Source organism: Deferribacter autotrophicus, assembly GCF_008362905.1.
GTDB classification, from domain to species: domain Bacteria; phylum Chrysiogenota; class Deferribacteres; order Deferribacterales; family Deferribacteraceae; genus Deferribacter; species Deferribacter autotrophicus.
The window spans coordinates 18,713-40,269 of record NZ_VFJB01000004.1 but is presented as its reverse complement, the minus strand read 5'-3'; the positions used below and the strand labels follow the sequence as shown (position 1 = coordinate 40,269).

The 21,557-nt window shown below is 35.1% G+C and carries 20 protein-coding genes; 17 read left to right on the top strand and 3 right to left on the bottom strand.

Going from position 1 to position 21,557, the window contains the following annotated elements; all coding sequences use genetic code 11:
* Window positions 1-39: 39 nt before the first annotated feature.
* Window positions 40-432 (bottom strand): NifB/NifX family molybdenum-iron cluster-binding protein, encoded by a 393-nt coding sequence (locus tag FHQ18_RS04125; protein ID WP_188020335.1) that lies wholly within the window; start codon window positions 430-432, stop codon window positions 40-42.
* A 118-nt stretch (window positions 433-550) separates the two neighbouring features.
* Here FHQ18_RS04125 and FHQ18_RS04120 point away from each other — a divergent pair, with 118 nt between their 5' ends.
* Together FHQ18_RS04120 and FHQ18_RS04115 are read left to right on the top strand one after the other, a co-directional pair.
* Entirely contained in the window at window positions 551-1,294 is a 744-nt protein-coding gene (locus tag FHQ18_RS04120; RefSeq protein ID WP_149265908.1) for a sulfite exporter TauE/SafE family protein, read from the top strand.
* A gap of 29 nt (window positions 1,295-1,323) precedes the next feature.
* A complete protein-coding gene (locus tag FHQ18_RS04115) occupies window positions 1,324-1,971 on the top strand; it encodes an FmdE family protein (RefSeq protein ID WP_149265907.1) in 648 nt (215 codons plus the stop codon).
* A gap of 773 nt (window positions 1,972-2,744) precedes the next feature.
* On the opposite strand, the gene FHQ18_RS04110 is transcribed toward FHQ18_RS04115, so the two are convergent.
* Window positions 2,745-3,992 carry an acetate kinase gene (locus FHQ18_RS04110; RefSeq protein WP_149265906.1) on the bottom strand — a complete coding sequence of 416 codons (1,248 nt, stop codon included), beginning with the start codon at window positions 3,990-3,992 and terminating at the stop codon, window positions 2,745-2,747.
* Between the two features lie 13 nt (window positions 3,993-4,005).
* Window positions 4,006-4,980 (bottom strand): phosphate acetyltransferase, encoded by a 975-nt coding sequence (pta, locus tag FHQ18_RS04105; RefSeq protein ID WP_149265905.1) that lies wholly within the window; start codon window positions 4,978-4,980, stop codon window positions 4,006-4,008.
* A 268-nt stretch (window positions 4,981-5,248) separates the two neighbouring features.
* On the opposite strand from pta, the gene FHQ18_RS04100 reads away from it, so the two are divergent.
* From FHQ18_RS04100 to ispG, 15 genes are all read left to right on the top strand, one after another.
* Window positions 5,249-6,151, top strand: coding sequence for a DMT family transporter (locus FHQ18_RS04100; RefSeq protein ID WP_149265904.1), 903 nt, complete (start codon window positions 5,249-5,251; stop codon window positions 6,149-6,151).
* Window positions 6,120-7,010: a DMT family transporter gene (locus tag FHQ18_RS04095; protein WP_149265903.1), complete on the top strand. Its 891-nt coding sequence runs from the start codon at window positions 6,120-6,122 to the stop codon at window positions 7,008-7,010. Before FHQ18_RS04100 ends, FHQ18_RS04095 begins: the two co-directional genes overlap by 32 nt.
* Complete coding sequence (locus FHQ18_RS04090) at window positions 7,003-7,875, top strand: DMT family transporter (protein WP_149265902.1); 873 nt, start codon at window positions 7,003-7,005, stop codon at window positions 7,873-7,875. The genes FHQ18_RS04095 and FHQ18_RS04090 overlap by 8 nt, the downstream gene beginning before the upstream one ends.
* A complete protein-coding gene (gene lgt, locus FHQ18_RS04085) occupies window positions 7,876-8,829 on the top strand; it encodes a prolipoprotein diacylglyceryl transferase (RefSeq protein ID WP_149265901.1) in 954 nt (317 codons plus the stop codon).
* Window positions 8,816-9,373 (top strand): HD domain-containing protein, encoded by a 558-nt coding sequence (locus tag FHQ18_RS04080; RefSeq protein ID WP_149265900.1) that lies wholly within the window; start codon window positions 8,816-8,818, stop codon window positions 9,371-9,373. Before lgt ends, FHQ18_RS04080 begins: the two co-directional genes overlap by 14 nt.
* Complete coding sequence (gene ruvB, locus FHQ18_RS04075) at window positions 9,373-10,404, top strand: Holliday junction branch migration DNA helicase RuvB (protein WP_149265899.1); 1,032 nt, start codon at window positions 9,373-9,375, stop codon at window positions 10,402-10,404. Before FHQ18_RS04080 ends, ruvB begins: the two co-directional genes overlap by 1 nt.
* Entirely contained in the window at window positions 10,391-11,716 is a 1,326-nt protein-coding gene (radA, locus tag FHQ18_RS04070; protein WP_149265898.1) for a DNA repair protein RadA, read from the top strand. Before ruvB ends, radA begins: the two co-directional genes overlap by 14 nt.
* Before the next feature lie 88 nt (window positions 11,717-11,804).
* Window positions 11,805-12,572, top strand: coding sequence for an enoyl-ACP reductase FabI (gene fabI / locus FHQ18_RS04065; protein WP_149265897.1), 768 nt, complete (start codon window positions 11,805-11,807; stop codon window positions 12,570-12,572).
* Window positions 12,573-12,584: 12 nt separating this feature from the next.
* Window positions 12,585-13,673 carry a M20 metallopeptidase family protein gene (locus FHQ18_RS04060; protein WP_149265896.1) on the top strand — a complete coding sequence of 363 codons (1,089 nt, stop codon included), beginning with the start codon at window positions 12,585-12,587 and terminating at the stop codon, window positions 13,671-13,673.
* Between the two features lie 40 nt (window positions 13,674-13,713).
* Window positions 13,714-14,817 carry a DNA-processing protein DprA gene (gene dprA, locus FHQ18_RS04055; RefSeq protein ID WP_149265895.1) on the top strand — a complete coding sequence of 368 codons (1,104 nt, stop codon included), beginning with the start codon at window positions 13,714-13,716 and terminating at the stop codon, window positions 14,815-14,817.
* On the top strand, window positions 14,817-15,230 hold the full coding sequence (locus tag FHQ18_RS04050) for a DUF494 family protein (protein ID WP_149265894.1): 414 nt from the start codon (window positions 14,817-14,819) through the stop codon (window positions 15,228-15,230). The genes dprA and FHQ18_RS04050 overlap by 1 nt, the downstream gene beginning before the upstream one ends.
* Before the next feature lie 45 nt (window positions 15,231-15,275).
* A complete protein-coding gene (topA, locus tag FHQ18_RS04045) occupies window positions 15,276-17,612 on the top strand; it encodes a type I DNA topoisomerase (RefSeq protein WP_149265893.1) in 2,337 nt (778 codons plus the stop codon).
* A 3-nt stretch (window positions 17,613-17,615) separates the two neighbouring features.
* On the top strand, window positions 17,616-18,917 hold the full coding sequence (trmFO, locus tag FHQ18_RS04040) for a methylenetetrahydrofolate--tRNA-(uracil(54)-C(5))-methyltransferase (FADH(2)-oxidizing) TrmFO (RefSeq protein WP_149265892.1): 1,302 nt from the start codon (window positions 17,616-17,618) through the stop codon (window positions 18,915-18,917).
* Window positions 18,918-19,501: 584 nt separating this feature from the next.
* Window positions 19,502-20,386, top strand: a complete 885-nt coding sequence (locus FHQ18_RS12600; protein WP_246798636.1) for a tyrosine recombinase XerC — start codon at window positions 19,502-19,504, stop codon at window positions 20,384-20,386.
* Window positions 20,387-21,436, top strand: coding sequence for a flavodoxin-dependent (E)-4-hydroxy-3-methylbut-2-enyl-diphosphate synthase (gene ispG / locus FHQ18_RS12595; RefSeq protein ID WP_188020333.1), 1,050 nt, complete (start codon window positions 20,387-20,389; stop codon window positions 21,434-21,436).
* The last annotated feature ends 121 nt before the right edge of the window (window positions 21,437-21,557 follow it).

Here is a 21,557-nt window from a genome sequence, read left to right as displayed (position 1 = left end):
CGGGAGAAATGTCATTCTTATCTGTCAGTTAAAGTTATATTACTCGATAAAGTAAACTAAATTTTCTTTTCCAGAGAAAAATTTCATAATTTTTTGTAGGTTATCTTTTAAATACTGGATGGTGTTTTCAAGGTCTTTTTTGGATACGATGGGGTATAAATTGGCATTCGTTTTTAATCTTTTAAAATTTGGACTCATTGCGCCGGAAATCACAATTTTGACATCTTGTAAAACTTCCGCAGCAAATTTCATTTTTCCGTGACCACCGTGTTTCTCTTCATTAAAATTCTTTAAAATATTTTCTTTTTTTTCAGAAAATGTAATTTCACCATTTTCCATTTGAATATATTGTATAAAATCCGCATCACCAAAATGTGTTTTTGCAAGGTTTCCATTTTTATCAAGAGCTATGGCTATCAAAACTTTTTCCATGACATCCTCCATTTCAAGCATATTCTCATTATACAATAATATCATAGAAATTTCCACTTGACATTGATAATATCTTATCTATATTTCTACAATTATAAAAATATAGTAGGAAAAAAGAATGATTGCTGTAGTTGTCCTGTTGGCGTTTGTTTTCAGTTTTCTCTTTGCTTTGGGTGGGGTTGGTTCTGCGATAGTCTTGGTTCCTTTGATGTATTGGCTGGGCTTTCCTTTAAATGAAGCAAAACCCACAGGCTTATTTATCAATACAATTAGTTTGTTAGGTGCTACATATTCCAATTTTAAAAATAAGCGCCTTGATGTGAAATTGGGAGTACCTATTATAGTTTCATCTTTATTATTTGCACCTACAGGCGCTTATTTTTCCACAATAATACCTAAAAGAGTTGTTATTGTTGTTTTTGTTACATTTTTATTATTTTCAGGCTTGATGATGCTTTTTTTTAGATCATCTAAGTATGAAAATCAATTTAGAGATGATAGGCCTATTATAGTTTTGAGTTTTATAGGCGGTATGGCTGGATTTTTATCAGGACTCCTTGGTGTGGGTGGTGGCGGTCTTATATCATCACTTATGATTATGCTTGGTTTTAATCCCAAAAAGGTGGCAGTTGTGACCGCCTTTGTTGTACCTTTTTCATCCCTTACAGGATTTTTTGCTTACCTTGTTATGGGGCATGTTGATTTTATTCTGCTTATAGCTGTTGGGTTTGCCGCGTATGCAGGTGGTTATCTAGGTACTCACTTTATGCATTTTAGGTTGAAACCTGCCACAGTTAAGAAGTTGTTAGGAGTGATATTGTTGTTTATGGCGATAAAGATGTTGCTTAAGCTGTTTGAATAAATTTAAAAATTTAAATTATGGAGGTAGTTATGTTTGATAGGCACAGAGAGATTGTTAATTCTATTGAAGGGCTTGATGATAGGGAAAAAGAATTTCTATATTCGGCTCTTAATTTGCATGGGCATATTTGCGGAGGTATGCCTATGGGATATGTGGCAGGTCTTGCGGCTTTGAAGGCTCTGAGTTGTGAGAGAGAAAAAAATATGGATAAATTTGTCATTATAAATGTGGGGGATAAACATGCTGCTGGCTGTTTTGCAGATGGAGTGCAGTTTGCTACCGGTTGTACTTTTGGTAAAGGGGTAATGAAAAAAGAGGCAAAAGGGAAATGGACATTTATGCTTGTTGATAAGGTAAATGAAAAGGCTGTTAAAGTAAAAATAAAACCTGAATTGCTTAAAAAAGCTTTTTCTGCTCCCTTTATAACCGAATATAGGATAAAGGGCGTGAAGCCTACAGATGTGCCGGCTGAAGTAGCTGAGCCTGCATTTAAAAGACCTTTTGCATTAAAACTCGAAGATATCGTTAATGTAGAAGGACCTTTTGAATTTAAGGTTTCTAAGGGGAAATCGTGTTTCAATCTTCAAATTTGTGAAATTTGTGGTGATGCTATAGCTGAAAATTATGCTAGAATTGTGGATGGTAAAATAGTTTGTTTGGATTGTTTTCCATATTAAACAGTTGCCACTGAAAAAGTGGCAACTGTTTAATAATAATTGATCTTTTTATAATATTCTTGAGGGCATTGCACAATAAAAAACGTTTCAAGTGTGTAACTTTATGATAAACAAGAGATTGCTTCGCTGACGCTCAGGGTGTCAACATTATTTGCGTCATTGCGAGGAGCGTAAGCGACGAAGCAATCTCATTATTATCAATATGTTAAACACTTGGCTGTGCATTCATGATATTTAACTGTGTACTGTGCAATATTCTCATTCTTATAAAAATTCCACCATTTTTGGATAGTTTTCACAGGACATAAAGGGGGTAAACCCCCTTTAAATCCCCCAAAAATAGGATAAGATTGTAAATAATTATTTTTAGGAAATTAGTTTTCTAAAGAAAACTAATTTAGGGGGTAACCCCCCTTTAAATCCCCCAAGATATGGTAAAAATTATAGATATAATTTTTTATTAAACAAATATTTTTTTTGGGAGCATTTGTAAGGGTATAACTTAAAGGGGGATACCCCCTTTAGAACCCCCCGAAAAGTGGATAATACTGTAAATACTTATTTTTAGAAAATTAGTTTTCTAACGAAAACTAATTTAGGGGGATACCCCCTTTAGAACCCCCGAAAATACTGAGTTTACAAAAAATTATATAAAATATGAAATTTTATTAATTGTTGGATAAAAACTAGTAAAATCATAAAAAAATATTATTTGTTAATTAGTTGCCACTTTTTCAGTGGCAACTAATTAGTTCTCACTTTTTCAGTGAGAACTATTTAAGAAATGTATAAGGATATTCGGTATGTTCTTTGTAGGTGCCATTTAAAATAGCTACTACATCTTCAATAAAAACTCTTTCTTCGTTTGTAGGGATAACGAAAACTTTTATTTTTGAATCAGGTGTGGATATCTCTGTTTCTCCGTCTTTGCTTCTTGTTTTCAAATTTTTCTCCTTATCTACTTTAATTCCCAATTCTTCTAACCCTTCTAATGCCATTTGTCTGATGATTCCAGCATTTTCTCCAACACCTGCGGTGAATACTATGGCATCTACTCTTCCAAGTACAGCCATGTAGGCACCAATGTATTTTTTAAGTCTGTAAGCTTCCACTTCAAGAGCAATTTTGCAGCGTTCATCCCCTTTTTCGACACCTTCAAGGACATTTCTTCTGTCAGTATATTTACCAGTGAGTCCTAGTATACCAGATTTTTTATTAAGTAAGGTATCCATCTCTTTCGGACCCACATCTAAAATTTGCTGCATAAAAAGAGGAATAGCAGGGTCTAAATCACCACATCTTGTTCCCATCACGGCACCTTCAAGCGGTGTAAGTCCCATAGACGTGTCAACTGATATACCATTTTTTATGGCTGCGTGGGAAACGCCGTTTCCTATATGCATTGTAATTATATTGCAATCTTTTGGATCTTTACCAAGTAGCGCGGCAGCCCTTTTAGATACATAAAGATGACTTGTACCGTGAAAACCGTATCTTCTTACACCATATTGTTCATACCACTCATAAGGCACTGCATAAAGGTAAGCATGTCTTGGCATAGTTTGGTGAAAAGCTGTATCAAATATAGCCACATGAGGAACGTCAGGTAACACTTTCTGTGCAGCCCTTATCCCTGCCAGGTTTGGTGGGTTGTGAAGTGGTGCAAGATGTTGAACTTCCTCAATGGCCTTTATAACTTCATCATCAATCAATGTGCTTCTTTTAAACTTTTCTCCTCCATGGACAACTCTATGTCCAACCGCTGAAATTTCACTCATATCGCTTATAACACCATGTTCTTTGCTTGTAAGAGTATGAACTACTAGGTTGATGGCAGTGTTGTGGTCATGGCATTCATACTCTTCTCTCCATGTTTCGCGTCCTGGAACTTCATGCACGATAAAAGAGTCTCCAATTCCCACTCGTTCTACAATACCTTTTGCCATCAGTTTATCGTTGTCCCAGTCAAATAACTGATATTTTACGGATGAACTGCCACAGTTTAATGCTAAAATTTTCATTTTCACCTCCGGATTATTGTGCTTGCAGTGAAGTGATTACTGCCACGTTTACAATGTCCATATATTTACAGCCTCTTGATAAATCGTTTACAGGTTTTTTAAGCCCTTGAATAATAGGACCAATTGCTTCGGCAGAGGCTACTCTTTCTACCAGTTTGTAAGCGATATTTCCTGCATCAAGATCAGGGAATATTAAGACATTGGCTGAGCCTGCCACATCGCTTCCAGGAGCTTTTCTTTCACCTACGGATTTAATTAATGCCGCATCAGCTTGCAGTTCTCCATCCACATTCAGTTCGGGGGCGAGTTCTTTTACTATTTTTGTTGCTTCAATTACTTTCTCCACATCAGGATGTTTTGCACTGCCTTTAGTAGAGAAACTAAGCATTGCAACACGAGGTTCTTCGCCGAGGAAAGCTCTGCAGCTATCCGCTGTGGCAATAGCGATTTCTGCCAAGACTCTTGCATCGGGATTTGGGTTTACTGCACAGTCGGCAAACAATACTGCTCCGTCTTTTCCGAATTCTTTTTTTGGTGTAACCATGATAAAGCAGCTTGAAATGTTATTCATACCAGGTTTTGTACCGATTACTCTTATTGCTGCTCTTAAAACATCTGCAGTGGTATGGCGAGCGCCGGTTACTGCCCCATCGGCATAACCTTTTTCAACAAGCATACAGCCAAAATAATTTACATCTTTCATAGTATTTAAAGCTTCTTCTTCAGTTATCCCTTTATTTTTTCTTTTTTCATAGTATGCAGCAGCAAACTCTTTTAAATATTTGCTATTTTCAGGATTGATAATTTGGATATCATTTTTTAATTTCCCTTTTAATTCATCTTCATTACCAAGTACGATTACATTTGCCAGCCCATTTTTCACTAGTGTGTTTGCGGCATCAATAGTTCTTTCATCATTTCCTTCTGGTAGTACGATTGTTTTTTTTAATTCTTTTGCTTTTTCCCAATATTCCTGCATCAAAGACATATTGACCTCCTTATAGGTTGAAATAAAATATTTTTTTTATTTTAAGCGCAAAATTTCCTCTGTCAAGTTTTAATGTAAAATTTTTAGTTAAATTTAAATAATTTACATTCATTCAGCAATATCATATTGTTCTAAAATAAATGAATAGTCATTTTCTTTTCTCTCAATTATATTATTTTATAGAATAACATAACATAATATGAAAATTATTGAACAAATTTTTTAAATAAAATATAAACATTTTCTTATATAGTAAAATGAGGACAGAATGGAAAACAGGTTTTTAAAGGGGATTGTTTTTTCTATTTTATCTGCTTTATGTTTTGCATCTTTGGCAATTTTTGCAAAATTAGGTTATATAAAGGGGTATAAGACAAATACTCTTTTGTTTTACAGATTTTTCTTTGCGACATTAATATTCTTTGTATTTATTTTGTTTAAAGATAAAAGATTGTTCCTAATAGATAAAACAGGACTTTTAAAATGTTTCATAGTGGGGTTTTTATTTTACGGGTTACAGGCTTCTTTCTTTTTTTTGTCGGTTAAATATATTGGTGCGTCAATGACGTCTTTTATACTTTATATGTATCCATTTGTAGTCACAGTTTTATCTGTAATTATTTTCAGACAACGTATTGAAAGAATCATAATTGCTACGTTGATTGTTACTTTTACGGGTATTGTTTTTATTTTTTTTGATATGTTGAATTTTCATCTTCCTATTGTTGGAGTTATGTTTGGACTTTTAGCTATGTTAACATTTTCCAGTTATTTGATAGTGGTTCAACTTTTTTTAAAGGATCTTAATTCTTTTACTTTTACATTTTATGTATTGTTGTTCGGTACACTTTTTTTCGGTTTATTTGGTTTTAATAATATTAATATATTGTTTTGGAATGATTTGTTTTATTTTGTAATGTTAGGTTTAATTCCAACATCTCTGGGGATTATTTTACTGTATGTTGCTGTGGATAAAATCGGTAGCAGTCTTGTTTCAATATTTTCCACAATCGAACCATTTGCTACCTTACTTTTTTCTTATATCTTTTTTCAAGAAAGAGTTGGATTTTTTCAACTAATCGGTGGCATATTAATAATTTCAGGTATAATATTGCCTAATATATACAGGATGAAAGTTTATGGCTGGGAAAACAAAAGAGTATCTGGCTGATTTATCACTAATTTTTATAAGTTTAATATGGGGTTCTACCTTTATTATTGTAAAAGAAGCATTGGAAAATATCGATGTATTCAAATTTCTGACCTTAAGATTTGGTCTTGCAAGTATTTTGATGTTGGTTTTCGTTATTAAAAAGTTTAGAGATGTGAGGAGATCTTTTATTCCGGGTGTAATTTTAGGATTAGTGCTCTTTAGTATATTTGCCTTACAAACTCTAGGATTGAAATATACCCTTGCATCCATTGCAGGATTTCTTACAGGGTTATATGTTGTTTTTGTTCCGTTTTTAAGCATAATACTACTCAAACAATTTCCCAGAAAAGCCTCAATAGTTGGCGTATTTCTCGCATTTTTTGGACTAATGCTTATATCTTACAATGGTGGTGATTTTGAGATCAATATTGGGATAATATATCTAATATTGAACGCTTTTTTTATTGGTTTACATATAATTATGATAGATAAATACTCCAAAATTTACGATGTTACAGCCCTAACTTTTATTCAGTTAACAGTTGTATTTTTACTTTCTTTGCTTTTTTCACTGTTTTTTACAGATAATTCTAAAGGGATTATTTTAAATAGTAATGTTATTTTCGCAGTTATTTTGACAGGGGTTTTTGCTACTGTGGTGGCATTTTTTGTTCAAACAGCAATGCAAAAATATACCACCCCCACGAAGGCAGCCGTAATTTTTACTTTCGAGCCGGTTTCATCTGCATTTTTTGGATATTTTATTGGAAAAGAGATTTTGACATTGCACCAATACATTGGTTCAGCTTTGATAGTATTCTCTATCATAGTTTCTGAAGTGGGTTCATATATTTTTAAAGGTGAAAGTGATGCTTAAAGTTTATTTTATCCTTTTATTTGGTATTATCTCTGTATCCTTTGCAGCTATATTTGTGAGATTTTGTGATGATGTGCCTGCAATAATGATTGCAACCTATAGACTAGTTATTGCATCAGTAATTTTGAATGTTATTTATTTTAGAAAAGGGAAAAAGAGATTTCAGTTTCGAAAAAAAGATTTTGTGTATGGGTTTCTTGGAGGTGGATTTTTAACTCTTCATTTTATCGCATGGTTTCAGTCATTGAAGTATACTTCTGTAGCAAGTAGTGTTGTATTGCTTTCCACAGGACCTATTTTTGTGGCAATTTTATCTTATCTGATATTAAAAGAGAAACAGGAAAAAGAGATTATCATTGCCATTATTTTTGCAATAATAGGTACCGCGGTTCTTGCCTTTGGGGATACCAATTTTGAAATTAGATTTGGTGAAAAAGCTTTAATCGGAGATAGTTTTGCCATAATGGCAGCATTTTTTGTGAGTTTGTACCTTTTAATAGGTAGCCGTTTGCGTGAAAAAATGGATATTATGAGCTATATTGTGCTTGTTTATACTTTTGCTGCTATTATTTTACTTGTTACGTCTTTAATTTTGCGAATTCCTTTTACTGGGTATGAGCCAAAGTCCTATGTTTTTATGGTGTTACTTGCTGTAGTATCTCAAAATTTGGGGCATACAGCTTTTAATTGGGCACTGAGGTATTTAAAGACAAGTATGGTGGCAATTACCACGCTAGGGGAACCGGTAATCGCATCAGTCCTTGCTTATTTCATATTTGGTGAGTCTATTGACAAATACAAATTTATCGGGATAATTCTTATATTTGCAGCGATTATAATAGCTTCTAGGAAGGGGAAAAAGTAGATGTTTCCATATTTATTTAAAATAGGTGCTTTTGAGCTCAGAATTTACAGTTTGATGTATCTTATTGGAATTTTGATAACCATATATTTTGTTAAAAAGAAAGGGCAAAAACTTGGCTTTCATCCTGAGTTGATTGAAAATATCATTATCGTGACTTTTATCGGAGCGATTATCGGAGCAAGAATTTATTATGTGGTTTTGAAATGGGATTTTTATAGTAGGTATCCAAAGGAGATTATTGCTATTTGGCATGGGGGGCTTGCAATTCATGGGGGGATTATAGGTGGTATCCTTGCTGCCTATTTTTATTGTAAGAAAAAAGGGGTAAAATTATTGCAGTTTGGTGATATGTTGCTTCCTTTTTTGTTGCTTTCCCAAGGTATAGGACGATTTGGAAACTTTGCTAATGGGGAGGCACATGGAGTCCCCACAATTACGCCACCATCCATAATTTTCAGAATGAAAAATGTTTTTCCAGAATTTTGGCAACAGGTGTTAAACAGTTTCGGATTGAAGAATACACCTGAGGAAGTTTCAAAACTTATGGATTTTATTAAAGAAAAGGGAGTGTTAACAGTTAAATTTCATGATAAGATTTACCAATTAAAAGAATATGTACCCTGGGGGATTAGTTTTCCACCGAAATATAATCCACCTGCATATCAGGATTTTGGAACATTGCCGGTGCATCCTACTTTTTTTTATGAAATGATTTTAAATTTTATTGGAGCCTTTATACTACTTTTACTCTGGAAAGATGATAAAAATATGGGAAAAGGTGTCATTGCCGGTTTGTATCTTATTTTTTACGGAGTCATTAGAGGGGTTGTGACTTTTTTTAGAGCGGATGATCTGATGATAGGATATTTTAGGGCACCGCATCTGGCAAGTTTTACAATGATAGTGATTGGTCTAATAATCGTGTTAAGGGGGTATAGAAATGGAGTTGAGTAGAGGAAAGGCTTATGAGTTGTTAACTGAGTACACAAAATCTGAGAGCCTTATTAAACATGCTCTTGCGGTGGAGACAGCTATGAGAGCTTATGCTGAAAAGTTTAATGAGGATGTGGAAAAATGGGGGATTGTGGGATTGTTACACGATTTTGACTATGAAAAATATCCATCGGCAGAGGATCATCCGTACAAAGGGGCTGAAATTTTAAAAGAAAAGGGATATCCTGATGATATTATAGAAGCAATACTTGGTCATGCGGATTATACAGGTGTAGAGAGAAAGACATTGATGGCTAAGACACTTTTTGCTGTGGATGAGTTGTGTGGTTTTCTGCTTGCCTGTGCTTATGTGAGACCTGATAAGAAAATAGCAAATGTGAAAGTGAAAAGTGTAAAGAAGAAGTTGAAAGATAAATCCTTTGCAAGGGGCGTAAACAGAGATGATATTTTCAAAGGGGCCAGTGAGCTTGGAGTTGATTTAGATGAACATATTGCATTTCTTATTGAAGCATTGAGTAAAAATGCAGATGAGTTGGGTGTTTAATGGATAATATTTTTGATAAAGAAAGAAGGGAAGAGGACAGGGAAAACTTAAAAATTAGGCCACAGTCATTTTCTGATTATATCGGTCAGAAAAAGATTATTGAAAATCTCAAAATTTTTGTGGAAGCGGCAAAGAAAAGAGGGGACAGTCTTGATCACTGTCTCATTTATGGCCCTCCAGGACTTGGTAAGACAACATTGGCTCACATTATTGCCAATGAACTTGGAGTAAGTATAAAAGCCACCAGCGGACCTACAATAGAAAAACCTGGAGATCTAGCAGCAGTTTTAACTAATTTATCTGAAGGGGATGTTTTGTTTATTGATGAAATTCATAGATTGCATTCCTCTGTGGAAGAGATTCTTTATCCGGCTATGGAGGATTACAAACTAGATATAATTATTGGACAGGGGCCAGCAGCCAGAACGATTAAAATCGATCTACCAAAATTTACACTTATTGGTGCCACTACAAGGGCTGGTTTACTTACCTCTCCTTTGAGAGATAGATTTGGTATGATTTTTCGCCTTGAGTTTTACGATGAAGAGGATTTGAAAAAAATAGTGCTGCGAGGTGCAAAGGTTTTAGATGTTACCATAGATGCAGAGGCTGCCTCCATTATTGCATCAAGATGCAGAGGAACACCAAGGATTGCTCACAGAATACTACGGAGAATCAGAGATTTTGCTGAGATTATGAACAATGGTATTATTTCAAAGGAGATTGCGGAGTTTGGATTAAACAGACTGGAGATTGATAGTAAAGGGCTTGATGTGAATGATAGAAGGTTCTTACTCGCCATTATCGATAAATATAATGGCGGTCCTGTGGGGATTGATACTTTATCAGCCACGCTTTCTGAAGAGAAGGATACATTAGAAGATGTGATTGAGCCTTATCTGATATATAAAGGTTTTATTAAGAAAACCCCTAGAGGTAGAGTGGTTACGCAGCTTGCATATGAGCATTTAAATATCCCCTTTAAAGGGTATCAGATGACCATTGAAGAGTTTTTAGATGAAAAAGAATAAGACGTATTTCATTTGTCAAACCTGTGGATACAAAACGCCAAAATGGGTGGGAAGATGCAGTGAGTGTGGCAGTTGGAACTCCTTTGTGGAAGAGATAGAAGTAAAGAAAGAAACCATTAAATCAGTTGAAAAGGTAGAATTGAAAAGGCTTGATGAAGTAGAAGGGGTGGAGGTTGAAAGATATTCCAGCGGGATAAAAGAATTTGATCAGGTATTAGGTGGTGGGGTTGTTAAAGGTGGTGTGGTTTTGATTGGAGGTGAGCCTGGAATTGGTAAGTCCACTGTTATGCTTCAGATATCTTATTATATGGGGAATAAAGGGAAAAAAGTTTTTTATTTTAGTGGTGAAGAGTCGTTGCCACAATTGAGGATAAGAAGTGAGAGACTTAATTTAACAAAGGGTGATGTCTTTTTTTCAGCTACAAATAGTTTTGAGGCAATATATGATATTCTTCAAAGAAAAAGACCAGATGTGGCTGTTATAGATTCCATACAGACCATTTATTCTGATGAATTAAATTCTGCGGCAGGAACCGTAAGTCAGGTAAAATTTGTTACTCATAAGCTTGTGGAAGTGGCAAAAAAAAATGGTATTTCTATTTTTATAATCGGACAGGTTACAAAAGATGGGGTGATTGCAGGGCCAAAGGTTTTGGAGCATCTGGTAGATACAGTCCTTTATTTTGAGGGTGATTATGAGAGAGGCCTAAGGATTTTACGGGCTGTAAAAAATAGATTCGGTTCTACCAATGAAATAGGTATTTTTGAAATGTCAGAATACGGGCTTGTGGAATATACGAACAAAGCATTAGTGGATGAGGATGAAGGGGCAAGTGGTAGAGCAATTACTGTTGTCATGGAGGGTTCAAGGGCTTTCCTCGTAGAAATTCAGGCATTGGTTTCCCATACTTACTTTAATTATCCGAGAAGAAATGTAACAGGTTTTGATTTGAATAGATTGAATATGCTTCTTGCCATACTGGAGAAAAAGTGTGGTTTTAACCTTTCAAGTTGTGATGTTTATCTGAATGTAGTTGGTGGATTGAAAATTACCGAGCCTTCAGTGGATTTAGCTGTTTGTGCTGCCGTTATTTCATCCTTTAAAGATATCCCTCTTGAACAGAGTATTGTCTTTCTTGGAGAAGTGGGGTTGACAGGTGAAATTAGGACCCCTTTTTCCATGAATTTGCGTGTTAAAGAGGCAAAACGTTACGGTTTTAAAAAAATTATCGCAAAGATGAACGATATTTCAGACTTTGATGTTGAAGTTATCAATATCAACAATATAAATGAACTTGTGAATTATATATGAATTGTGAATGCGAATGTGTGGGTTTCTTCGCCTTTGCCTACACCTACACATTCTCTTACACAAAAATAATTATTCGTAGGAGGTTATTATGGGATTACTTGCTGGGAAAAAGGCTTTGATTTTCGGTGTGGCAAACAATAAATCTATTGCCTATGCAATTGCAAAAAAATTTAAAGAGGAAGGTGCCGAGCTTGGTTTTACATATGCAGGTGATGCTCTTAAAAGAAGGGTTGAGCCTATTTCAGAGGAGCTTGGTGGTAAATTTTGTGTAAAATGTGATGTGACAAATGAAGATGAATTGCAAAGTACATTTGAAGTAGTGGAAAAGGAGTTTGGGAAATTTGATATTTTGGTTCATTCCATAGCCTTTGCACCTGCTGAAGACTTAAAAGGGAGATTTATAGATACAAGCAAGGAAGGGTTTCTTAAGGCAATGGAAATAAGTGCATATTCCCTTGTGAGACTAGCAAAATTGTCAGAGCCTTTGATGAATGAAGGGGGCTCTATTGTTACAATGACATATTATGGTTCGGTAAAAGTAGTAAAAAATTATAATTTAATGGGGGTGGCCAAAGCTGCTCTTGAATCATCTATGAGATATCTTGCCAATGATCTGGGTGAAAAGAAAATCAGGATAAATGCTATTTCAGCAGGGCCTATTAAAACATTGGCTGCAAGCGGTATAGCAGGTTTCAGGACAATTTTATCACTTATTGAAGAGAGAGCCCCTTTAAAAAGAAATGTTACTCAAGAAGATGTGGCAAAGGCGGCTTTGTTCCTTTGTAGCGATATGGCAAGCGGCGTAACAGGTGATATTTTATACGTGGATAGTGGTTATAATATTCTCGGATTATAATCGGAGGAGAATTTGGATAGATACGAAGTATTACATGATTTGGAGTTGCTTGCGGAGCCTTCATTTAAAGAATATAAAACTACCGAATATATTGCTAAATTTTTAGAAAATATTGATGTTAAGGTTGATAAAAGACTTGAGACGGGGTGCTTTGGCACCCTTAATTTTAATGCCAAAAGGACTGTGGCTGTTAGGGCTGATATCGATGCATTGCCTATAAATGCTGAAAAAACGGAATGTAGGCATCTTTGCGGTCATCATTTTCATACTACAGCTCTTCTATTTACCCTTTATGAGATTGTTACGAAAAAAATAAAGCTAAATGTAAATCTTAGATATATTTTTCAGCCTGCTGAAGAAATAGTATCAGGTGCAAGAGTGATTATAGAAGAGGGCGGGCTTGATGGAGTAGATGAGATTTACGGCCTTCATGTGGATCCTGATATTGAGCTTGGGGTTATGGGGATAAAACCTGGAGAGTTGATGGCAGGCTCTAATCATTTTGAAGTGGATTTTAAAGGTAAAAGCACTCATGGAGCATATCCTCATCTTGGAAATGATCTTATTGTGGCTGCGGCAGACTTTATAAATATGGCTCAAAAGATTGTATCAAGGAAGATTGATCCGTTGAAAGAGAAATTAATTACTTTTGGTAAAATAGAAGGCGGAACAGCAGGTAATATTTTGTCAGATAGATTGAAAATTTTGGGTACTTTCAGATATTTTGATAAAGAGCTTAAAAGTTTTTTAATGGATGAGTTAAAAAAATGTGCTGAGTCGGTGTCGAGATTTTACGATATAAAAATAGACGTGGATATAAAGGAGGGAACACCTCCTGTGATAAATGACGGAGTATTAACAAATTGTGTCCAAAGCATTTGTGATGAAAATGGGATTAAATATGTATCTGATATTCAAAAAAGTATGGGGGGTGAGGATTTTGCACTGTACCAGGAAAGAATTCCAGGTCTTTTTGTAAGGCTTGGTATGAAGGAGAGTGATGAGATAATACCTTTGCATAATATAAATTTCAAAGTTTCAGATAGGGTGGTTGATTTTGCTATTAATTTTTGGTTAACACTTTTGAAAAATTTAGAATAAGGTTTGATTGTTTAGTTTATTGGTAAATTATGGATAATTTATGGTTAGCAAGGAAACTGTAAAAAATTATCTTTTATTAAAAACCATAAAGGGAATATCTGATAACATTATATTTACCCTTTATAAAAAGTATACGAGCTTAAGCGGGATATTTGAAGTTGATAAAGCAAACCTTGCAGAGGTGGTGGGGGAGCGTACGGCATCTTTGATTGATTTGAAAAATGCCGATGTTGATTTTGTAAATAATGAGTTAGAGAAAACGAAAAAATATTCCATAAAAATTATAACGCTAGAGGATGATTTTTATCCGTCTCTTTTAAAAGAGATAAATTCTCCGCCTGCTTATCTTTATTGTCTTGGGGATTATGAAACTTTGAAAATGCCATCAATAGCCATTGTAGGCTCTAGAAAGGCTACTAAAAAAGCTGTTAATTTTACAATGAAATTAGCTCAGGACTTGGCTGAGCTCGGATTAAATATAGTAAGTGGTTTTGCAGCAGGAATAGATATTGCAGCCCATCTTGGTGCTATCAAGAAAGGGAAAACGACGGCGGTTTTTGGTAACGGTTTTTTATATGTTTATCCCGAGTCAAATAAAAAATATTTTAAGGAGATTATTAAAAAGGGATGTATTATTACTGAGTTTTCTCTAGATACTAAACCTGATGCATACAATTTTCCTAGAAGAAATAGGATTATTGCAGGGATGAGCTATGGAGTGATTGTGGTAGAGGCGGCAGAAAAAAGTGGTTCACTGATTACTGCAAGCTTGGCGATGGAGGAAAACAGAGAGGTTTTTGCAGTACCGATCTGGCCAGAAGAAAAAAATAATGGTACTAATAAACTGATTAAAGAAGGTGCAAAACTTATAGAAAATTATTATGATGTAGTGGAAGAGCTTGTCAAATATGTGGATTCTTTGAAAATGATTGACAAAAAAATTAATGACAATAATATAAATTTTAATGATGATTTTGAAAAGGTTCTCTACCAGCTTATTGCAGAATCTCCAAAAAGCATAGATGAGATATGTATTGAAACAGGGAAAGAGTTGGTGGAGATAATGAACAAGCTGAGCGAGATGGAATTAAAAGGGTTATTAAGCCTTGATATAGATGGCAAATATTATGCTAGGAGAGTTTGATGGATAAAATATTAATTGCACTGAATCTAATAATAGATTTTGTGGAAGCTTACGATAATATAGATGAGATGGGTATAACAGATATGCTTTACAACTCTGGATTTGAAGAATATGAAATCGGGCAGGCATTAACTTATCTTGATTTCGGAAATTTCACCGAAGTAAATGGTGTGAGATATTTTTCTCCCTCGGAGAAGGATAAATTCAGTGAAGGAGCAATGCAATACATTCAGAAGTTACAGCTCAGTGGAGCTGTTGATTTGATGGTGATTGAAGAGGTGATTGATAGGTGTATGGATAGTGATAATAAAGTTGATGTGGAGATGGTTAAACAAACTTTATTGATGACACTTATAGAAAAGCGAAGATTTTATATGGATATAAATAAAAATATTGATGAATTATTGAATTGATAAAGATTAAAGTGGTTTTTGCAAAATTGTTTATAAAGGTTGATTATGTCTAAAAATCTTGTGATTGTGGAATCTCCTGCCAAGGCAAGGACGATTGAAAAGTATCTTGGAAAAGATTTTAAGGTCATGGCCAGTGTGGGGCATGTGAAAGATTTACCTGAAAATGAACTTGGGGTAGATATAGAAAAGGATTTTAAGCCAAAATACAAAATCATAAAAGGGAAAAAAAAGATAATTGATGCTCTAAAAAAAGAAGCTGAAAAAAGTGATGTGGTGTATCTTGCTCCAGATCCAGATAGGGAGGGGGAAGCTATAGCATGGCATATTGCAGAGGAGATAAAAAAGAAGAATTCCAATATAAAAAGGGTAGAATTTCACGAAATCACAAAAAAAGGGATTAATGAGGGGATTAGTAATCCCAAAGAGATAAATCTCAAGCGGGTAAATGCACAGCAATCAAGAAGGATCTTGGATAGGCTTGTGGGCTATCTTGTAAGCCCTCTATTATGGAAGCCTCTAAAATACGGTCTTTCTGCCGGTAGGGTACAAAGTGTAGCTTTAAGACTCATATGTGAGCGTGAAGAAGAGATAGAAAAGTTTGTCCCTAAAGAATACCATCTTGTGGACGGATTGTTTTTAATTGGTGAAAACAGTATTAAGGCAAGATTAGAGAAGAAAGATGGTAAGAAGTTTGAAATACCTGATGAAAATAGTGTTAATAAAATAAAAGAAGAAGTTTTAAAAAGCGTTTTTGTTGTTTCGAAAGTAGAGCGTAAAGAGGCAAAGCAATCTGCACCACTTCCTTTTATCACATCTACTTTACAACAAGAAGCGGTAAGAAAGCTTGGTTTTAGTGCGAAAAAGACTATGATGATTGCTCAACAATTGTATGAAGGTGTGGAGCTTGGCAAAGAAGGTCCTGTGGGTTTAATTACCTACATGAGAACTGATTCTACAAGGGTTTCCGATGATGCAAAAAATGAAGCACTAAATTATATAGTAACTAAATTTGGTGATAAATACGTTGGAAACTCAAAGGGAAGGAAATCAAGTGCTAAAAATGTTCAGGATGCCCATGAAGCTATAAGACCTACATCGGTTTTGAGGGAGCCTGAGCAGGTAAAAGAATTTCTTTCTAACGATCAGTATAGATTGTACAAGCTTATCTGGGAAAGATTTGTAGCAAGTCAAATGGCACCTGCAAAGTATGACAGAAGTGTTATAGAAATCAGTGATGGTACTTACACTTTTGTGGCAAGAGGAAAAATTTTAACATTTGATGGTTTTATGAAGTTGTATACTGAAGGGAAAGATAATGGTGATGAGGAAGGGGAAAACGGGCTGATATTTGATGTGAAAGAGGATGAGAAGGCAGTATTGAAGGAAATAAGTTCAAAGCAGATGTTTACCACTCCTCCTCCGAGATATACCGAAGCTACTCTAGTGAAAACTCTTGAGCAAAAAGGGATAGGAAGACCCAGCACCTATGCGACTATTATTTCTACCATTGTTGAGAGAGGGTATGTCACCATTAAAGATAAAAAGTTTTATCCCACAGAGCTTGGTAGGATTGTAAATAGCCTGCTTATTTCTAATTTTCCGAAAATATTCGATGTGAAATTTACAGCCAATATGGAAAAGGATCTGGATGAAATTGAAAAAGGGGAAGTTGATTGGAAAAAGGTTTTGAGGGATTTTTATTCAAGCTTTGAAAAGGAGCTTAAAAAGGCTGAAGACAAGCTTGTTATGGATTTGACCATTGATAAAAAGTGTCCTCAATGTAATGGAGATTTAATGATAAAATATGGTAAAAACGGGGCGTTTGTAGCATGCAATAACTATCCTGAGTGTAAATTTACATCCAATTTCAAACGTGATGAGAATGGTCAGATAGAGCTTGTGGAAAGTAAAAAAGGAGAGGATACTGGGATAAAGTGTGAAAAATGTGGTAAAGATATGGTGATAAAAAAGAGCAGATTCGGGGAAATACTTGCCTGTAGCGGTTATCCTGATTGTAAAAACATTAAAAATTTTATAAAGCTTGAAAGTGGAATTAAAGTTATTGAAAATAATGAGAAGATAGATGAAAAATGTCCGGAATGTGGTGGTGATCTTTACATAAAGAAAGGGAGAAACGGTCTGTTTATAGGTTGTAGTAACTATCCGGAGTGTAAGTTTACCGCCAATTTTAGAGTGGAAAATGGTAAAATTGTACCTGTAGTGAAAAAGGTGGATGAGATTGAGTGTGAAAAATGCGGCGGTAAGATGGTGTTAAAGCGAGGCAGAAGGGGAAGTTTTTTTGCCTGTGAAAATTATCCTGAATGTAAAAATACAAAAAGTGCCATAACCCTTGATGATGGTACCATAACCGTAAAGAAATAGACTATGAAGCAAAAAATAGTAATCATAGGTGGCGGATTAGCCGGATCCGAGCTTGCATATCAGCTTGCTAAAGCAGGTTTTCAAATAACTCTTTATGAAATGAGACCTGTGAAAATGACAGAGGCTCATGAGACGTCCTATTTAGGAGAGCTTCTTTGTTCAAATTCTCTTAAATCAGAATCTCTTGATACTGCAGCGGGACTTTTGAAGAAAGAGATGGAAATGATGGATAGTCTTATTATCAAAGTAGCGAAGGAAACAAGGGTGCCTGCTGGTAATGCTCTGGCTGTTGATAGAGAGAAATTCGGCAAAAGAATAACCGAGATTTTGGAAGGTTTTGATAATATATCAATTATCAGGGAAGAAGTGCAAGATATTCCTGATGATAGACCTTGTGTAGTGGCGTCTGGTCCTTTAACATCAAGAGTTTTAAGTGAAAAAATAAAAAAACTTTTTGGCGGTGGCCTCTTTTTTTATGATGCCATATCACCTATAGTGGATGCTGAGTCCATTGATTATTCGAAATGTTTTTTCAAAAGCAGATATGGAAAAGGTGATGACGACTATTTAAATTGTCCAATGACTGAAGAGCAATTTGACAGATTTTACGATGCACTGATGAAGGCTGAAAAAGTGGAGTTTAAAGAGTTTGAAAAAGAAGCTATTTTTGAAGGATGTATGCCCATTGAAGTAATGGCAAGCAGAGGCAAACAGACTTTGCTTTACGGTCCGATGAGGCCTGTGGGGCTTGAGCATCCTGTTACCGGTGAAAAATATTTTGCAGTGGTTCAATTAAGAAAAGAAAATCGAGAAGGCACAGCTTACAATATTGTAGGGTTTCAGACCAAAATGAGAATCGGTGCTCAAAAGGAAGTTTTCAGATTGATTCCTGGTCTTGAGAATGCCGAGTTTTTACGTTACGGTTCTATTCACAGAAATACCTATGTTAGAAGTTGTGATTATCTGGATAGTTTTTTCAGATACAAAAATTCACTTCTATTTTTTGCAGGTCAAATTACTGGAGTGGAAGGTTACATTGAGTCTGCTGCCACGTCATTGATAATCTCTTTTTTCTTGAAAAATTATTTTGCAGACAAGAAAATTTTGCCTTTTCCTGAGACCACCGCATTGGGTGCTCTCTCAAGGTATGTTTCCACACCTAAAAAGGATTATGTTCCCAGTAATTTTCATTTCGGGATGCTACCACCACTTACCAAAAAAATTCGCTCTAAAAAGGATAGAAAGATAGCATTGAGCAAAAGGGCGTTAAAGGATTTAGAGGATTATTTAGTTAAAAATAGTTAAAAAAACCTTTAACTTTTCTGTTCTGTTATATATAGTAGAAATATTGAACTTTGTATTCTGGGGTCACCCCATTTTTTCGGAGACTGTTTTGAATTATAATTATATATCAACAAATTGAGAGTATTGCACAGTAAAATATATATAAATCATGTAACTGTTTGATGTGTAAAAGATTGCTTCGTCGCATCCGCTCCTCGCAATGACGAAGAAGGGAGCTGTCATTGCGAGCGAAGCGAAGCAATCTCAACGCTATCAGTAAATTATTACCATAGCAAATAACTGTGCAAAACTCTTAAATTATGTTGAAATGTTTTCCCACAAACTCATTAAAAAAAGTTTTGTAAAAAATGGGGTGACGCCAGATTTTGTATTTTGTTGTTGGTAAGTGCACAAATTCGCTCTGTTGAGCACCTCAATAGACATTTTAATGTTGCTTAATTTGTAGGTTTTATTGTATATTCTGTTAATAAACAGTAAAGATAAAGCGAGATATTCAAAGGTGCGAGGGTTTTGCCCCCTGCATTTTGTTCGAAAGGATTTTTTCATAGGAATTGGTTATTATGTTACGATTAAATGATGCAATAATGAAATTTGAGCAGTATCTTATAAATGAGAGGCAGTGCAGTCAGCATACCGTTAAATCGTATTTGAATGATTTGAATGATTTAGTTTTGTATCTTGAGGATGAAAATATAATGCTTAATAAAATAGATTATTTCATGCTCAGAGGGTTTGTGGCTTTTTTGCATGAGAAGGGGCTTGCTAGAGGAAGTATTGAAAGAAAGATTGCCTCGTTGCGTTCATTTTTCAAGTTTCTCATAAAGCGTGGATTTATTGAAGATAATCCGGCAAGGATGTTAAAGTTCCCAAAAAAAGATAAAAAACTTTTAACGGTATTTGATATAGACTCTATTTTCAATTTGCTTGAATTGCCTGATAAAAGCAAGCCCATAGGATTGAGAGATGCGCTGATTTTGGAGTTTCTTTACGGAACAGGAGTAAGGGTTTCAGAATTGGTGGGAATAAAAGTGGATGATATCGATTTTAGTGGTAAAAGGGTGCGTATTTATGGAAAAGGTAAAAAGATGAGAATAATTCCATTATCGGACTATATACTTGAGTTATTATCAAAATATTTGAGTGAAAGGGAGAGAATAGCAGTAAAAAGAATGGTGAAAACAGATAAGGTTTTTATAAACAGACTTGGTACCGGGCTTACGGATCGCTCTGTAAGAAGGATTGTGGATAAATATTTGAAGATAGCAGGATTGCCGCTAAACTATAGTCCTCACTCATTCAGACATACATTTGCTACTCATCTTCTGGAAAACGGTGCGGATTTGAGGACAATACAAAAACTGCTTGGGCATTCCAGCCTTTCCACAACGCAAAAGTATACTCATCTCAACCTGAGTGAGATTTTAAAAGTTTATGATAAAACTCATCCTATGAGTAAAGGTGAAATATAAATGAGAAGAGTTACAAAGGAAATTACACTTGGAAATTTGAAGATAGGCGGGAAAAATCCCATTACCGTCCAATCAATGACAAATACGGATACCAGAGATGTAGAGAGCACTCTGGCGCAAATTAAAAGACTTGAAGAGGTAGGGTGCGAGATTATAAGAGTGGCCGTGGTAGATGAAGAAGCGGCAAGATGTATCAAAAGAATAAAAGATGCTATAAAAATACCTTTGATAGCTGATATACACTTTGATTACAGGCTTGCTATTCTATCTATGGAAAATGGTGCAGATGGTATCAGAATAAATCCTGGAAATATTGGTAGCGAAGATAAAGTGAGAAAGGTTATTGATGCGGCAAAAATACATAATGTTGCCATTAGGATAGGGGTGAATTCCGGGTCATTGGAGAAAGAATTTAGGGAAAAGTATGGGGTTTGTGCTAGGGCAATGGTGGAATCTGCTCTTAAATATATGCGCTTCTTTGAAAAGGAGCGTTTTTACAATATGAAGTTTTCATTAAAAGGTAGTGATGTCATGACTACCATTGAGGCATACAGAGAATTTTCAAAAATATCAGATTATCCGCTTCATCTTGGAGTAACAGAAGCGGGTACGCTTTTTTCTGGTACCATGAAATCAGCAGTAGGGATCGGGACACTTCTTGCAGAAGGAATAGGGGATACAATTCGGGTATCACTTACCGCTGATCCCGTAGAAGAAGTCAAGGTAGGTTTTGAGATTTTAAAAGCTCTAGGACTACGTGATAGAGGTGCTGAAATTATATCATGTCCTACCTGTGGTAGATGTGAAATAGATTTGATGGATTTGGCATCTAAAGTGGAAAATGAACTCGCTAAACTTGATAAAAAGGTGACTGTTGCAGTTATGGGGTGTGTGGTAAATGGGCCTGGTGAGGCAAGGGAAGCTGATTATGGGATTGCTGGTGGCAGAGGGGTAGGTATAATCTTTAAAAAGGGCAGAGTTTTAAAAAAGGTTAAAGAGGAAGAACTTTTAGAGGAGTTTTTAAAAATTATAAAAGAGGAAATAAATTAAAGAATAGTTCAATGTTCAAGGTTCAACGTTTGATGGTTAGAGATTGGAATAATGGGAGAGTAGGTTGCGTAAAAATATTTTTACGCAACCTTATGATGAATAGTTGTGATTTGTAAAAATG